Annotated in this window: 9 protein-coding genes; 5 read left to right on the top strand and 4 right to left on the bottom strand. The window is 40.5% G+C overall.

The features are described from left to right. Positions 1-188 precede the first annotated feature (188 nt). The 4 genes from DRZ93_RS01115 to DRZ93_RS01100 all read left to right on the top strand — a co-directional run bounded on the left by DRZ93_RS01115 (position 189) and on the right by DRZ93_RS01100 (position 8092). Positions 189-1976: an IS1634 family transposase gene (locus DRZ93_RS01115; protein ID WP_113745559.1), complete on the top strand. Its 1788-nt coding sequence runs from the start codon at positions 189-191 to the stop codon at positions 1974-1976. Positions 1977-2322: 346 nt separating this feature from the next. Continuing rightward, positions 2323-3945, top strand: a complete 1623-nt coding sequence (locus DRZ93_RS01110; RefSeq protein ID WP_113745558.1) for a sodium/sugar symporter — start codon at positions 2323-2325, stop codon at positions 3943-3945. A 288-nt stretch (positions 3946-4233) separates the two neighbouring features. Next, positions 4234-6063 (top strand): AAA family ATPase, encoded by a 1830-nt coding sequence (locus DRZ93_RS01105; protein WP_172457981.1) that lies wholly within the window; start codon positions 4234-4236, stop codon positions 6061-6063. A 208-nt stretch (positions 6064-6271) separates the two neighbouring features. Beyond that, entirely contained in the window at positions 6272-8092 is a 1821-nt protein-coding gene (locus DRZ93_RS01100; protein ID WP_113745556.1) for an AAA family ATPase, read from the top strand. 63 nt (positions 8093-8155) lie between these two features. Here DRZ93_RS01100 and DRZ93_RS01095 read toward each other — a convergent pair whose 3' ends face one another. From DRZ93_RS01095 to gyrA, 4 genes are read right to left on the bottom strand one after another with little or no spacing between them, the layout of a single operon-like run. Beyond that, positions 8156-9295 (bottom strand): ribonuclease D, encoded by a 1140-nt coding sequence (locus tag DRZ93_RS01095; protein WP_113745555.1) that lies wholly within the window; start codon positions 9293-9295, stop codon positions 8156-8158. After that, positions 9279-10976 (bottom strand): AMP-binding protein, encoded by a 1698-nt coding sequence (locus tag DRZ93_RS01090; protein ID WP_113744315.1) that lies wholly within the window; start codon positions 10974-10976, stop codon positions 9279-9281. Before DRZ93_RS01090 ends, DRZ93_RS01095 begins: the two co-directional genes overlap by 17 nt. Before the next feature lie 9 nt (positions 10977-10985). After that, positions 10986-12074 carry a 3-phosphoserine/phosphohydroxythreonine transaminase gene (serC, locus tag DRZ93_RS01085; protein ID WP_113744314.1) on the bottom strand — a complete coding sequence of 363 codons (1089 nt, stop codon included), beginning with the start codon at positions 12072-12074 and terminating at the stop codon, positions 10986-10988. Positions 12075-12090: 16 nt separating this feature from the next. Further along, positions 12091-15159 (bottom strand): DNA gyrase subunit A, encoded by a 3069-nt coding sequence (gyrA, locus tag DRZ93_RS01080; RefSeq protein ID WP_113744313.1) that lies wholly within the window; start codon positions 15157-15159, stop codon positions 12091-12093. A gap of 541 nt (positions 15160-15700) precedes the next feature. Here gyrA and DRZ93_RS01075 point away from each other — a divergent pair. Further along, positions 15701-16864, top strand: coding sequence for a sugar transporter (locus DRZ93_RS01075; RefSeq protein WP_113745554.1), 1164 nt, complete (start codon positions 15701-15703; stop codon positions 16862-16864). The last annotated feature ends 173 nt before the right edge of the window (positions 16865-17037 follow it).

Here is a 17037-nt window from a genome sequence, read left to right as displayed (position 1 = left end):
TAAACCTAAAATCCAATGATTTGTGTTACAACTTATAGCACTTCTACTTCTAACACCCTCGCATCTGTTCATATCCCATTGTAATTAAAGCTTATTTTTATCAATTTAACCTTGATTTTTTAAGGCTATTGTTCTATTATTCTTATATAAATTGTGTGCTTACTGTGTTACAACTGGGCGGTGTAAAAATGATTTATTTAGACAAAACGGTTGATATTCCAGTATCTAATGTATACTTTCGCCAAAGAGGCCCTGATTTATACATTTGTGAATTTATAGAGCCTTGGAAAGATGATGATGGCTCAAGAAAGAGCAATCGCAAGCGTCGCATCATCGGGGTACCTGTAAATGGCGAGCGTACTGACACACAAATGCACCCAAATGAAAACTATTACAAACTAAGAAATCTTGCACTACCTGAGGCTAATTACGCTAAAGTTGGTCTGCCAGGGAAGCACACATCTTTTGAATACGCACCAGGTGCTGTAATATATCCAGCGTTTCCGGCCATTGCCTATATAGCACTCCTTCAGTCAGGGTTATACGATAAACTCATAGAAGCCTTTAAAGATTCAAGACTTGTTGACTCTATGTGCTTTATAGCAACAGTATACGCATCTGGCAGAACATCGCTTGAAGCACTTGAAGAGCTGTCTACTACCTTTAACGCTTTCAATGATGCACAAGGAGTAACATCGCAGGCTGCATCTTACCTAATGCGCAATCTTGATACCAAAAAACTGCGTGATTTCTTCAAGTTATGGATCCCTTATGCATCAGGAAGCGACTGTCTGGCTTATGATGTAACTGCCTTTACTTCAAAAGCAAAACTTATGAGAGAGGCAGAGTATGGCTACACACATGGAACTGTAGAAAATCTGCCACTTGTAAACTATGCCTTATTTAGCAATGAGCGTACTGGCATACCTGTCTTTTTTGATCATTATTCAGGAAGTCTTACCGACAAAGCCAATCTCAAGAATATTATTGATACAGCGCTAGATCGCAACCTCCCAGAGAATATTACTCTCGTTATGGACAGAGGTATGACAACGCTTGATAATCTCAGACACCTTAAAGAGCTTAAATTAAAATTTATTGTAGGTGTTCCTGGAACTATAAAGGCTGTTGACGAATATCTGAGCTCTATTGCTACTAAAGAGCAATCTATAACCAATACCATAACTTTAAAGACGCGCAGTGGTGAGTGCGAGACCTTATATTGCTACACTGAGGACTTTATCTGGAACGATGTAAAACTCAAACTGCATTTATACCAAAGCGTTCAAAGGCGTGCCAATAAGATGGCAGATTTCTTTTCATCCCTTGAGGAGTGTAAGAGAGCTATTGCCGATACCAAAGAGCTTCCATCAGGAGCCTGTATAATGGCAGATGTAAAAAACTGCTTTGTGTATCAAGGAAAAGGCCGAGGTAGAAAATTAGTTCTTGATGAAGCTATAGCTCAAAAATATGTTAATCGTCTTGGTACTTTTGCCTTATTTTCAGAGCCTGAAGCTAACTATACAGCACAGAATGCTTTGGAATATTATAGAAGGCGTGAAATTGATGAGGCTAACTTTGATATTTTAAAAAATGACCTTAACGGCCTGCCGTTGGGCATTCACAACCAGAGCTCCTTAGACGGCAAATTCTTTATTCTCTTCATAGCTTTGGTTATAAAAAGAACCATTATGCAACGCATTAGAGGCTTTCTGCGCTCTAATAATAAATCTTATAAATATGCCGTTGAGACTTTGAACAATATTAAAGTTGAGTTTAGAGAAAGCGAGATCGCAATACTTGAATCAGGTCAGGTTGAGAAAAATCTTGATTACTTACATCAGGTTAATGCTCCAACCAAGTTTGCAAAATCTTTGCTGGCAGCAATAGTAGATCCGGATGGGCTTATAGTAAAAAAATCATACTTAAATCTAAAGGTCAAAAGAAAAAAAACAAAAGTTAGAGTGAAAAAATAACAAATTTAGTTGTAACACAAATCATGGGACTTTAGGTTTAAAAAAAGCTAAAACACGAACTAATTTAATGCTCTAATTGTTAGATTATTAATAAAAAAGTTTCATTTTCAAAGACATGAGCGTGGTCAAAACACCTGTTTCCACGATCTGTTATACTGTTTGCAAAGCTGATATATAAGCCATACCTTTACAAAAAATGTGATATATATCATAATTATTACAAATACCATGTAAGCGTTTACATTTTTAAATTCAATCTGTTAAAATATAAAAACTTTGTGAGAATTTTGCAAAGTTTTTACCAGTCTTAACATTAAAAAAACAAGTAATTTATGAGGTGTATTAGATGGAGACGATGACTCACGGCCTGTCAACCATCGATTATATGATTTTTGCTTTATATGTATTAATCATTATCGGCGTTGGACTTGCAGTTTCACGTAAAAACAAACAGAGTACCGAAGGCTACTTACTCGCAGGCAAGTCACTGCCATGGTGGGCTGTTGGTGCCTCACTTATTGCCGCTAACATTTCAGCCGAGCAGTTCATTGGTATGTCAGGCTCTGGCTACTCAATCGGTCTTGGTATTGCATCCTATGAGTGGATGGCAGCCATTACCCTGATCCTGGTCGGTAAATATTTCCTCCCTATCTTTATTGAAAAGGGCATCTATACTATCCCAGAATTCGTTGAAAAGCGTTATAACAAGACTTTAAAGACAATTCTTGCCGTATTCTGGATCTGTCTGTACATCTTTGTAAACCTGGCCTCAGTATTATACTTAGGCGGTCTGGCACTTGAGACCATTCTTGGTATTCCAATGCTCTACTCAATCATTGGTCTTGCTCTCTTTGCCCTGGTCTACTCTGTATACGGTGGTCTGTCTGCTGTAGTATGGACTGACGTTATTCAGGTTGCCGTACTTGTTGTAGGCGGTTTTGCCACTACCTATCTTGCAGTCTCATTTGTAGGACAGGATGCAGGCTTCTTTGCAGGTCTTAACACCTTATTTGAAAGATCACCTGACCACTTTGACATGATTTTAGATCAGTCAAATCCACAGTTTATAAATCTGCCTGGTATTGCCGTACTTATCGGTGGTCTGTGGGTTGCCAACCTCTACTACTGGGGCTTTAATCAGTACATCATTCAAAGAACCTTTGCCTCAAAGTCAGTTGACGAGGCTCAAAAAGGTCTTGTTTTTGCAGGCTACTTAAAGCTTATCATTCCATTTATTGTGGTAATTCCAGGTATTGCAGCCTTCGTTATCACCAATGATCCGGCACTTATGGCTCAGCTTGGTGAGCAGGCTCAGAACTTCCTGCCAACCTCAGCTACAGCTGACAGAGCCTATCCATGGCTGACACAGTTCCTGCCAGCCGGAGTCAAGGGTCTTGTATTTGCAGCTCTGGCCGCAGCTATTGTGTCATCATTAGCCTCAATGCTTAACTCAACTGCCACCATCTTTACTCTTGATATCTACAAAGAGTACATCAATAAAGGCGCCTCGGACAGCAAACTTGTAAACATCGGCCGTTTAACAGCTATCGTTGCTTTAGGTATAGCTATTTTCGTAGCTCCTTTATTAGGTGCCATCGAGCAGGCCTTCCAGTTCATTCAGGAGTACACAGGCTTAGTATCTCCAGGTATTCTGGCTGTATTTATGTTAGGTCTGTTCTGGAAGAAGACCTCCACCAAGGGTGCAACCATCGGTGTTCTGGCCTCAATTCCAGTAGCCCTGATGCTCAAGTTCCTGCCAATCTCAATGCCATTCCTTGATCAGATGATGTACACCTTCATCCTAACCTGTGCCATCATCATCTTCGTATCACTGGCTACATCAGAGACTGACGATGATCCAAAGGGTATTCCACTTACCAAGGAAGTATTTGCAACCTCAACCTCATTTAAGATTGGTTCTTACATTGTCTTCCTCATTACAGCAGCTCTTTATGCTCTGTTCTGGTAAGAAAAATTTAATATAGTTATCAAGGGGAATTGAATAATTCAATTCCCCTTTTCATTTTTTAGTAATATATAAATTTACAGATTCAGCTAAGCCTCTTATATAATGACGTCTGTGTCTATAAACCCTGACATTTCACATAATTTTTAAGAGCTTTTAGTTTATAAAGCTATTGATCTCTATCCATCTTTTGCAGCTTACTGCCTTTGTATCCTGATGATTTTAGAGTAAGATTAGACAAAGAACAAAAAGTCACAAAAACTGCTATAAATAATCATGATAAAGGGATGTATGATGATTAAAAACAATGGCACAGTTGTCTTATCTGGTGAAGAGGACTTTGCCAATCATATTTTAAACAATGGCTATTATGTTGATAAGACATATTATCTTAATGATCTCTTTATGAACAGAGGTGATAAAAACACTTTATTCACAAGACCTCGTCGCTTTGGAAAAACCTTAAATATGTCCATGATTAAGGCCTTTTGTGAGCTTGACTATCAAAACCCAGGGGATACAACCTATCAGCAAAAACTCTTTATAGATAATGGCCGTAACTTTGCAGTGGCACTGGATGAGTACAAAGAGCTGCGCGATAAAGTTATGGGGCAGCTGCCTGTTATCTATGTCTCTTTTAAAGGTATTGAAGGTCTTTGTTTTAAAGAGGCCATAGAGGAGTTTTTGAATATAATATACGAGGTTTATGATAACTTCTTATTTTTAGAAGAAAGTAGCATACTCTCGGATAACGATAAAAAACGTTTTAGAAAGATTTATAACGTTTGTACAGATGAAGTAGATAATCTTGATGAGAGTAAAAGTTTAAATAAAGCTGTTTCTAGCTGTAAATCTTTTATAAGCTTTCTTGCTTTTCTTTTACATAAAGAATTTAAAAGACAGGTATTAATTCTTATAGATGAGTATGACGTACCCCTGCAAAAGGCTGTTGTGGCTAAAGAGCCTTACTATGATGAAATGCTCTCCATCATAAGAAGTATAAGCATATCTGTCTTTAAACAGCAGGGTAATCCATGGCTGTATAAGGGCATTGTCACAGGATGTCTAAGGATAGCTCATCAAAGTGTCTTTACTGATGCTAATAACTCTACCACCTTTAATGTAACCGATGAGCTTTACTCATCCTTCTTTGGCTTTACGCAGGAGGAGACTGATAAAATCCTTTGCGACTTTGGAGAAGAGTCTAAAAGAGACGAGATTAAAAAGTGGTATAACGGCTATAGATTTGGCAATGATAATATCTACTGCCCATGGTCTTTAATGAAGTATTGTGCCGCATTAAAACAAAATGGCAGCAATGAACCTGAGGCCTTCTGGGTCAACACCTCAGGCAATGACATTATTACTCTGTATACTAAAAACTCAATTGAGGCTAAAAAGCAAGGTAATATTGATAAATTACAGGACTTAATGGATGGCAAATCTATTGACATAGAGCTATCTGAATTTACTGTTTATCCTGATATTAAAAGTGGTCTGAAATTTAATGCCTTTAGCACTATGCTGCTGCAGACAGGTTATGTTACCTTAGCTGATGACTCAGCACTAAGAGGCAATGTCAGAGTTAAAATACCAAATTATGAGGTAAGAAAGGCCTTTGAAAACAGGCTTGGTGTTTTATATTCAGAGGACGATGCAACCTGGAGTGCACAGGGTTATAATCTTTTAGATGCATTACTGTGTAATGATATTGCCAAGGCTCAGGATATTATCAATACAGTATTAAAAACCTATATAAGCATTAGACATTCAGGTCATGAGCAATACTATCATGGTTTTATGCAGGGTCTTTTGATAGAGGCTGTAACCGATTGTGGTATTACTATGTTAGATGAGAGTGAAAGTGGTCTTGGCTATAGCGATATTATACTTAAAGATTTTATGCATAAAAGAGCTGTAATCCTGGAGTTTAAGCGCGCTGGCGATGAAGATCTATGCCTTAGGACAGCTAATGAGGCCTCAGAGCAGATTATTAAAAAAAGATATGCCGATCTTTTTGATACACAGTATACACAGGTATACGGCATAGGTATTGGCTTTTGTAGAAAATACTGTGAGATAGCATCACTTGGCAATATTGCAAAGCAGGATACAATTTAGTGAGCAATGTTGAAAGATGAAGATTTCATCTGGCTGTCAAACTCATAAAACCTTATACAGTGATGCAAACTATATATTTGCTCACATAGACAATTAGCTTTTTTATGTATGTATGATCATGTGTCATATTGATTGTAAAGTAAGATTGGATAAAGTACGCATCTTTATACAAGAGCTGCTATAAAGAATCAGGATAAAGGGATGTATTATGATTAAAAACAATGGCACAGTTGTCTTATCTGGTGAAGAGGACTTTGCCAGTCATATTTTAAATAATGGCTATTATGTTGATAAGACATATTATCTTAATGATCTCTTTATAAACAGAGGTGATAAAAACACTTTATTCACAAGACCTCGCCGCTTTGGAAAAACCTTAAATATGTCCATGATAAAGGCCTTTTGTGAGCTTGACTATAAAAATCCAGGGGATATTACCTATCAGCAAAAGCTCTTTATAGACAATGGCCGTAATCTTGCTGTAGCTCAGGATGAGTATAAAGAGCTGCGCGATAAGGTTATGGGACAGTTGCCTGTTATCTATGTCTCTTTTAGAGGTGTTGAGGGCCTATGTTTTCATCATGCCGTTGATAAAATTCTTACTAAGATAGCACTGCTGTATAAATATTTTCTCTTTCTTGCTGATAGTAAAAAAATACCTCAGGCGCAAAAGGATCTTTTTTTAAGCATTTACAATTTTTGTTTTAATAACAAGGGTAAATTACAAAATGATGCTTTGCTTGATACAGCAATATCTTATTGTGGAACCTTCATACCAACACTAGCTGATATGCTCTATACAGAGTATGACAGACAAGTTTTAATCCTTATAGATGAGTATGATGTGCCATTGCAAAAGGCAGTTGTAGCCAAAGAGCCTTACTATGATGAAATGCTTGGCATTATCCGTGATATAAGTGTTAATACCTTTAAACAGGATCCTGATCCCTGGCTGTACAAGGGCATTGTCACAGGATGTCTAAGGATAGCTCATCAAAGTGTCTTTACTGATGCTAATAACTTTACCACCTTTAATGTAACCGATGAGCTTTACTCATCCTTCTTTGGCTTTACGCAGGAGGAGACTGATAAAATCCTTTGCGACTTTGGAGAAGAGTCTAAAAGAGACGAGATTAAAAAGTGGTATAACGGCTATAGATTTGGCAATGATAATATCTACTGCCCATGGTCTTTAATGAAGTATTGTGCCGCATTAAAACAAAATGGCAGCAATGAACCTGAGGCCTTCTGGGTCAACACCTCAGGCAATGACATTATTACTCTGTATACTAAAAACTCAATTGAGGCTAAAAAGCAAGGTAATATTGATAAATTACAGGACTTAATGGATGGCAAATCTATTGACATAGAGCTATCTGAATTTACTGTTTATCCTGATATTAAAAGTGGTCTGAAATTTAATGCCTTTAGCACTATGCTGCTGCAGACAGGTTATGTTACCTTAGCTGATGACTCAGCACTAAGAGGCAATGTCAGAGTTAAAATACCAAATTATGAGGTAAGAAAGGCCTTTGAAAACAGGCTTGGTGTTTTATATTCAGAGGACGATGCAACCTGGAGTGCACAGGGTTATAATCTTTTAGATGCATTACTGTGTAATGATATTGCCAAGGCTCAGGATATTATCAATACAGTATTAAAAACCTATATAAGTATTAGGCACTCAGGTCATGAGCAATACTATCATGGTTTTATGCAGGGTCTTTTGATAGAGGCTGTAACCGATTGTGGTATTACTATGTTAGATGAGAGTGAAAGTGGTCTTGGCTATAGCGATATTATACTTAAAGATTTTATGCATAAAAGAGCTGTAATCCTGGAGTTTAAGCGCGCTGGCGATGAAGATCTATGCCTTAGGACAGCTAATGAGGCCACAGAGCAGATTATTAAAAAAAGATATGCCGATCTTTTTGATACACAGTATACACAGGTATACGGCATAGGCATTGGCTTTTGTAGAAAATACTGTGAGATAGCATCTCTTGGCAATATGGCCAAAGGGCAATGACCTTTAAATCAGAATTTGAACTGATTTAAGGTCAATGTATTTAAAGAGGATCAGGCCTTTTACTTATGATTTGAATTTAAAGCCATCGAGCTTTTTACAGCACAGAGCACGCCATGAACTCTCAAGCATGGCCTGCCCATCATTTCTTGGTAAAAAGAAATCCTGAATATAGCGTTTTGAGTACAAAAGCTCTCCTGCTATCCCCTCTTTTACAGCCACAGTTTTTAGATAATCCTTAAGTCTTTTTATATAGACCTTATGCGCGCCATTGTGCATAAAACTGTCAAAAGGCGGGATTAGATCTGCCTTGGTTTTTAAAGACATAGCCTCATCCACAAGCTTTAAAATAACAGCGCCATGCTCTTTAAGACAGCCGTATTTAACTCCTGCCTTTAGCAGATCCTTATTATTGCGTGGCAGACTCTGAGCTATTGTGCACAGGGCTTTTGAGGTTATAAGCTGATTGAGCGCTATATTGTGCTCTATGGCAATCTCATAGCGCTTTTTGCACAGATACTGCAGGCGCAAAAGACTATCTTTGCTCAAAGCTCCGGCTCCGGCTATTGCTCTGTAGAGCATATCAGGCTCAATTTTCTGTGTATTATCACTTATGACATGAGCCATCTCACTTTCAAACCAGGCAAATTTTCTAGCCCCTACCCTCTCCTTTAAGATGGTAAAAAGCTCATATAAATAGGCCACATCACAGGCAGCATAGCAAAGCTGTGAATCGCTAAGCGGGCGCAGCTCCCAGTTGGTCAGTGAGCAGTCACCTGCCGTATCTATATTTAAAACCTCATTGATAAGTTTAAACAGACCTGGCTTGTAGTAGGTGCTCTCAAAAGCACACAGCAGCTGAACATCATATATTCTCTCAGGCAGGCATTTTTCAAGATTAAAGTCAGCGCTTGCCTGATATAAGATCTCCAGATCCTCATCGCATGAGAACATAAGAATATAGGCTTTAGTATTATTTATTGCCTCAAGCAGCTGTTTTATACACAAAGCCTTTGGATCAACAATATAAATCCTATCCCTGCACTTTAGCTGCAGCAGAGCAAAAACAGGATAATAGGTTCTGACACGTATAAATTCAGTATCTATAGCAATGTAATCGTCGGCAGTTAAAGATTTTATTACAGTTACAAGATTGTGCAGAGCTTGTTCTTCATCTATAAAGGTGTAATCAATTTGTCCTTGCATTAGCAAAATTCTCGCGCAGTTTACGTCGCAGTACCTTGCCTATGGCAGATTTTGGCAAAGTATCTGTAAAGATGATGCTGTGAGGGATTTTATAAGGAGTCAGATACTCACGGCAGTAATCAATAATCTCCTGTGCCGTAAGTTTTGGATCTTTTCTTACCACCACCAGTCTTACAGCCTCACCTGTAGTTTCAGAGGCTATACCTATGGCGGCACATTCAAGGACTTTAGGATTTTTACTTACCACATCTTCAATCTCTGATGGAAAAACATTAAAGCCAGAGACTAAAATCATATCCTTGATTCTGTCAATAATCCTGATATAGCCACCTTCAAGCCATACAGCAATATCGCCTGTTCTAACATAGCCGTTATCCATGACATTATCTGTGGCACTTTGATTATTGTAATAGCCCTGCATAACCTGCGGGCCTTTGATTAAAAGCTCTCCTGATTTATTTATCTCCCAGATGTCATTACCGTCAGCATCAACAATACGCACATCTGTAGATGGTATAGGAAGACCTATAGATCCTGTGTAGTGATCGGTAGTGTACGGACACACGGCCACCAGAGGTGAACACTCGGTAAGGCCATAGCCTTCTAATATATGATGTCCTGTAAGATCATAAAAGCGCTGTGCCACTCCCGACTGCACCTGAGCACCGCCGCCTACCACCAGACGCAGCTGTGAAAACTTTAATGAGGTAAATTCCTTATTATTTATAAGTAGATTAAACAGAGTATTGACGCCTGTAATACAGCTTATCCTGTCGGCATTGCGCGCCAGATCTTTTATAAAGGAGCGTGTATCGCGCGGATCGGTGATAAGTATATTGGTGGCGCCTATATAGGTAAATAACAGGCAGTTTATAGTAAGGGCAAAGACATGATACAGAGGAATGGCTGTAACAATAGTCTCCTCACCCTGCCTGAGCACAGGTCCGTACATACCATAGGCCTGCGCAATATTGGAAATAAGATTGCCATGGGAGAGCATAGCTCCCTTAGGCTTGCCAGTAGTGCCGCCTGTATACTGTAAAAAGGCAATGTCATTGTATTTGACAAAGACAGGCTCAGGCTCTTTTAGTGAGCCTATATGCAAAGCATGTTTAAAGGTGACAATATCACCAAAGCCATAGCTTGGCACCATTTTTTTGATAAAACGCACCACAAAGTTGACAATATGACCTTTGATAAAGCCAAAGGCATCGCCCACATTGGTGACAAGTACATATTTTATCTGAGTTTTGGCAATTATGCTCTGCAGATTAAAAGCATAGTTTGAAATAACCACAATGGCAGTAGCCCCGGAGTCAACCAAAATAGTCTGCAGCTCACGCGGGGTATAGAGTGGATTGACATTGACCACACTAAGACCTGCTTTTAAAGCACCAAAGACCACTATAGGATACTGCATGAGATTTGGCAGCATTATGGCAAGCTTATCGCCTTTTTTCATATGCCAGTAATGCTGCAAGAAGGAGGCAAAATGCTCGACATCATTTGAGAGCTCCTCATAGGTCAGGCTCTCATTCATGTTCATATATGCCTTGCGGTGTGCATATTTGCGCACCGCATAATCAAAGAGATCGGTTAAATTTTCAAAAGGATGACAGTCCACCTGCGTAGGTACATCAGAAGGATAACTTGCATGCCATGGCCTGTCTTTTTTACTCATAAAATCCCCTTAGCTGTGCTCTTTGGCAAAAGACTTCAGGAACGAGACTAAAACCTCAACGCCCTCAAGCGGCATGGCATTGTAGATGCTAGCGCGCATACCGCCTAAAACCTTGTGGCCTTTAAGACCAATGAGGTTAAGCTCCTTAGCTCTGGCTAAAAATTCCTGATTTAAAGACTCATCCTTTAAAGTAAAGACACAGTTGACACGTGATCTGTCCTCACGTCTTATAGGACATGAGTAGAAATCCTGATTGTCAACATAGTCATAAAGCAGATTGGACTTTTCAATATTGCGTCTTTCAAGCTCAGCCACACCGCCCTGCTCTTTAATCCACTCAAATGCAAGACCTGCCATATACCATGAGAAGGTGGTAGGAGTGTTGTACATTGAGTCAAATTTAGCCAGCACACTCCAGTCAAAGACTGAAGGGCAGTACTTTCTGGCAGAGCCAAGTAAATCCTCACGCACAATGGTGACAGTAAGACCAGATGGACCTACGTTTTTCTGAGCGCCGAACATAATGACGCCAAACTTTGAAACATCAATGCTGCGGGTCAGGATGTTGGATGACATATCAATAACAAGCGGTACATCACCTGTATCTGGCAGACGGTTGAGCTCAAGACCGTTTACAGTCTCGTTATAGCACAGATAGGCATAGCTTGAACCCTCTGTAACCTGCATTTTATCGTAGTTGATAAAATACTGACCATTGTCATCAACCTCGGTGCACTCGTGCAGTATGGCCTCGCCGTATTTTTCTGCACACTCTTTATAGGCACATCTTGACCAGTGGCCTGTTACAAAGTAATCAGCCTTGCCACCCTCTGGCAGCAGATTTAAACAGATGGCTGCAAACTGACCACGACCGCCGCCCTGCTCAAAGAGCACCTTGTAGTTATCAGGTATGTTTAAAAGCTCACGCAGCAGTTTTTCTGCATTTTTTGCCACAGCATCATATTCAGCAGAACGATGTGACATTTCCACAATACCAAGTCCCAGGCCGTTATAGTCGGTAAATTCCTTTTGTGCCTTTTCCATGACACTGACAGGAATCATTGAAGGACCTGCATTATAGTTCCATGCCTTAGCCATTTTAATATCTCCTAAATTACTCGGCATCGTTCATGCCATCATTATTATTTACTTTATCGTCATTTTCTGTGCTCAAAGTAGCATTAAGGGCATCATCCTGCGCTAAATTGTTAAAAACAGCCTCTAGATCATCAAGATCCTGTTTGTCTTTGGCACGACCTTCACTGACTTTATTTGATGCAGCTACCACATCCTCATCAATGGACTGCAGCGCAATGACGCTCTCGCCCTCATAAGGACGCATGGCAATAACACCACCTGCAGCTTTTGAGGCTAAAGGTATGCTGTCAATGCCCACACGTAACAGCTGTCCCTGATCGGTAATGAGCATAAACTCGCCATTGTCATGGGCAAGAACTGCACCTATGCACAGGCCGTTACGCTCAAACTGCCCCATACTCTTAATACCTATACCGGCACGGTTCTTGATGGTAATGGCATTTAAGTGCATGCGCTTGGCATATCCGTTGGCTGTGGCAATAATGACCTTTGGATCAGGATTTTCAAAGCGGTTGACCACGATAAGAGCTACAACCTTGGCACCATCGCGCAGTCTTATACCACGTATACCGCCTGATGCTCGGCCAGATGGTCTTACACCTGAGCCTACACGCGGAGATGAGACAAGCTCTGCTTCAATATCATCGCCATTATCGCCCTCTGAGCTCTCGCTCTCGCTGCTCTCAGCCTCGCTTTCAATTACATTATCAGATGCATCTGTCTCCATCTCTTCACTTTCGGTCTCATCCTCGCTTGCAGCTGAGCCTTTGTACAGCTCAATAAAGTGAATGGCTCTGTTGTGAGTGGTAAAGAGGAAGATGTCATCATCGCCAGTTGAGATCTGTGCACCAATAAGCTCATCGCCCTGTGCAAGATTTATAGCCTTGATGGCCTGACCGTTGGAGCGTTTTATAAAGTTTCTATACTCGCTAAGTCTTGTCTTTTTGACCATACCGTTTTGTGTGGCCATAAAGATAAAGCGGCTTTCATCAAACTCTGAGATTGGCAGCAGTGCTGTAATCTTCTCGCCCTCTTCAATCTCAAAGAGATTCTGTATAGGACGACCTCTCCAGGTTCTGTTCTCTGAGGTTGGCAGATCAAAGACCAGTGTGGAGAAGGCTCTGCCGTGAGAGGTGAAGCAGATTAAATGATCATGGGTATTGGCAACTACAATATTGCTGATGTAATCCTCATCTTTGAGCTTGGCTGCAGCACGGCCCTTGCCACCTCTGTTTCTTGCCGCCTCATAGGATGAGATATCCTGATATTTGATATAACCCTCGCCTGAGAGTGTAATCACCACATCCTGCTTGGCAATAAAATCGCCCTTTGATCTCTTGCCATAATCTTCAATAAAGTCAGAGCGGCGCTTGTCGCCATAGGTATTCTTAACCTCAATAAGCTCATCGCGTATAACTTCATTCATGCGTACAGGATTATTTAAAATCTCAAGATAGCCCTTGATATTTTCAATTAAAGCCTTGTAATCAGCCTGAATTTCATCAGATGCCAGATGGGTAAGTCTTTGCAGCTGCATGGCTAAAATAGCACGGGCCTGCTCTTCTGACAGATAGTATTTGCCATCATGCAGTCCTGCTGTGACCTCAATACCAGATGGCATACAGATATTTGAACCATCGGCTGCTCTTACTATCAATGAACCTATCAGGGCACCATCCCATGGCTCTGACATAAGTTTGTGTCTTGCATCCTCAGCGTTGGCTGATGATGTAATCATATCCACAATCTTGTTGATATTGGCCTTGGCAACGATAAGACCCTCATTTAAAAAGGCCTTGCGTCTGTCCTGACGGAGCATGTACACAGTTCTGCGTGTTACCACCTCGCGTCTGAAGGAGACAAATTCAGATAAAATTTCCTTTAATGACAGAAGCTTTGGATGATTGCCCACAAGTGCAATCATATTCATGGCAAATGAAGTCTGCAGCTGTGTCTTGTCAAAAAGATTGTTAAGCACAGCCTCGGCATAGGCATCACGTTTTAGATCTATGGCTATTCTTACAAGATTGTCCTTGTCAGAGAGATCATTGACCTCGGCAATACCTTCAATCTTCTTTTCATGTACCAGATCGGCTATCTGCTTGACAATGGCGCTCTTGTTGACCACAAATGGAATTTCATCGACGTAGATGGTCTTGCGACCTGACTTGTCCTCCTCCACATGAGTGCGGGCACGCATAATGCAGCGGCCACGGCCTGTGGCATAGGCCTCTTTAATGCCTGAATTGCCGACAATAAAGCCGCCTGTTGGGAAATCAGGGCCTGGAATATAGCGCATGATCTCATCAAGGCTTAAATCAGGATTGTCCAAAAGCGCAATAGAGCCGTCAATAACCTCGGACAGATTGTGCGGAGGAATATTGGTGGCCATACCCACGGCAATACCTGAGGCGCCGTTGACTAAAAGATTTGGAAAACGGGTCGGCAGCACTTCTGGTATCTGTTCATTGCCGTCATAGTTTGGATATGAATCAACAGTTTCCTTGTCAATATCCTGCAGCATCATCTCTGCAATCTTGGTCATCTTGATTTCGGTATAACGCATGGCGGCGGCACCGTCACCATCGATATTGCCAAAATTACCCTGACCGAAAATCAAAGGAGCGCGCATGGAGAACCACTGTGTCATACGCACAATGGTTTCATATACGGCAGCATCACCGTGCGGGTGGAATCTACCTATTACGTCACCTACAACACGGGCTGATTTTTTAGTCTGACCGCTGTACCAGATCTTAAGATCGTACATATCATAAAGCACACGGCGGTGTACAGGTTTCAAACCGTCACGTACATCTGGCAGAGCTCTGTCGACAATTACGCTCATGGCGTAATCAATAAACGATTTTTTTATCTCATCTTCAAGCTTTACTGTAGGCATCTTGCTGTTAACAGAGCTGTTTTGATCTGCAATGGTATCATCACCATCTGTCAGTACCTCTGCCACAACCTCAGTATCAGATGCCATGCTATCTTCGGCGTTTTTATTATCAATGCTCTCTTGTGTTGAAGCTGTATTAAGATCCTTGTTGTCTAAAGAATCATCATTGGTCTTGTCAACCATTAAAATCTACCTTGTAACAATATTATTCGTTATAAAAAAGGCGTCAGAACCTAATGCTATAAATACCTGACACAATTGTATAATTATATCATTTAAGGCCCTTTTTTTAAAGTTTTACCATTATTGAGCCTCTTGGTTTAAAAATTCTTCCAAAAGAGGCCTAGGACCTTGAGACTGTACGACAATGTTGTATCTGCACAGCATGGTTTATACCCTGTATTAAAAGCTCCAAGCTCAAGGTATGATTTAAAGCTCCAAAAACTACCTTTGATTTTTTGCACACTCAGATCTGTTTTTGTGCACATTACAGAACAATTTTTGTGCACATTACATGAAAAAATTTTTTACTCTTAATATCAACATCTTAAATTTTGTTAATCTGCTTTTTATGATACAGATCAACATTTATTGATAAAATTCACGGGCGCTGTACGGAGGCTATGATGCAGCCTGTAAGCCTTGAAAACACAGACACAGCTAACCTTGGCCACAACAGATCCTGTACACCACTTTAGCAATCAATTACAGCTAGAAAACAAAAATGAGTGCAAAAATAACCTTAAAAGAATGGCTGCCAGTACTTGGCATGACCTGCTCTGCCTTTATCTTCAATACCTCAGAGTTCATGCCTGTAGCCCTTTTGACAGATATTGCCAGAGACTTTACCATGTCAGAGGCATTAGCCGGCAGTATGATCTCTATCTATGCCTGGGTGGTGACACTTATGTCACTGCCACTGATGTTGCTTGTGTGCAAAATGGAGTTTAAAAAGCTCCTGCTTATAGTCATAGGCGTTTTTTGTGCAAGTCAGATTGCCTCAGCCATGGCCCCATCATTTATGGTGCTTTTGCTCTCGCGTATAGGTGTAGCCTGCTCGCATGCCATCTTCTGGTCCATTGCAGCCCCTATGGCTGTGCGCGCCATAGCCCCTGAACACAAGGCCTTTGCCCTTAGTATGATAGTTACAGGCTCAAGTGTGGCCGTGATTTTCGGTCTGCCTTTAGGTCGTATCATTGGTCTGTCACTTGGCTGGAGAATGACCTTTATCTGCGTGGGAATACTGTCTTTTCTTATTATTGTCTATCTGTCCTTTGTCTTTCCAAAGCTTGAGAACAGAAGTACCTTCTCTTTAAAGAAACTGCCAGAGCTTTTAAAGAGCAGAGCTCTTATTGGCATTTATATCTTAACTCTGGCTGTATCGACCTCATACTTTACAAGCTACAGCTATATTGAGCCTTATTTAAAGCAGGTGGCTTTATTATCTGATGATGCTGTAACCTCAAGTCTTATTATCTTTGGTGTCTTTGGTATTGTCGGCAGTATGCTCTTCACGCGCCTGTATGATAAAAAGCCTCAGGCTTTTATTACAGGCTCAACAGCACTTATTGCCATATCACTTATCTTATTACATGCCTCCACCATAAGCTTTGCAGGTGTTATTGTCATAGCTGCCATATGGGGTATGAGTGCTACAGCCTTTAATGTGGCACTGCAGGCTGAGATTATAAAACAGTCCTCACAGGAGAGCACAGCTATTGCCATGTCAGTGTTCTCTGGCATCTTCAATTTAGGTATTGGCTGCGGCACATTATTTGGCGGTGCTGTAAGTACCTATATGGCCATTGACTATATAGGCTATGTAGGCGGTATCATTGCCCTTGCAGCCACACTCTACGCTGCCCTGAAACTTGGCAGAATTATCTGAGCCATATCATGCCTCATGTCAGGCATGATATTGTCTTTGACACCTTTTATCTTTAATAACAGATCTTTATTATCTTTTTTTATAAAAGCAGCCACCCTTTTTGCTCTGTGGTCATGCCCTTTTTTAAAAGATTGTGCCTGCATTAATAATTATTCTTAATCATAAACATTAAG

It is taken from the genome of Anaerobiospirillum thomasii, assembly GCF_900445255.1.
Classification (GTDB): Bacteria; Pseudomonadota; Gammaproteobacteria; order Enterobacterales; family Succinivibrionaceae; genus Anaerobiospirillum_A; species Anaerobiospirillum_A thomasii.
This window is presented reverse-complemented; position numbering and strand designations above follow the sequence as displayed.

Bases quoted from the DNA above. Each gene is read 5' to 3' on its own strand.
- gyrA (WP_113744313.1), bottom strand. From the start codon at position 15,159: ATGGTTGACAAGACCAATGATGATTCTTTAGACAACAAGGATCTTAAT.
- DRZ93_RS01110 (WP_113745558.1), top strand. From the start codon at position 2,323: ATGGAGACGATGACTCACGGCCTGTCAACCATCGATTATATGATTTTT.
- DRZ93_RS01090 (WP_113744315.1), bottom strand. From the start codon at position 10,976: ATGAGTAAAAAAGACAGGCCATGGCATGCAAGTTATCCTTCTGATGTA.
- DRZ93_RS01100 (WP_113745556.1), top strand. From the start codon at position 6,272: ATGATTAAAAACAATGGCACAGTTGTCTTATCTGGTGAAGAGGACTTT.
- serC (WP_113744314.1), bottom strand. From the start codon at position 12,074: ATGGCTAAGGCATGGAACTATAATGCAGGTCCTTCAATGATTCCTGTC.
- DRZ93_RS01105 (WP_172457981.1), top strand. From the start codon at position 4,234: ATGATGATTAAAAACAATGGCACAGTTGTCTTATCTGGTGAAGAGGAC.
- DRZ93_RS01095 (WP_113745555.1), bottom strand. From the start codon at position 9,295: ATGCAAGGACAAATTGATTACACCTTTATAGATGAAGAACAAGCTCTG.
- DRZ93_RS01075 (WP_113745554.1), top strand. From the start codon at position 15,701: ATGAGTGCAAAAATAACCTTAAAAGAATGGCTGCCAGTACTTGGCATG.
- DRZ93_RS01115 (WP_113745559.1), top strand. From the start codon at position 189: ATGATTTATTTAGACAAAACGGTTGATATTCCAGTATCTAATGTATAC.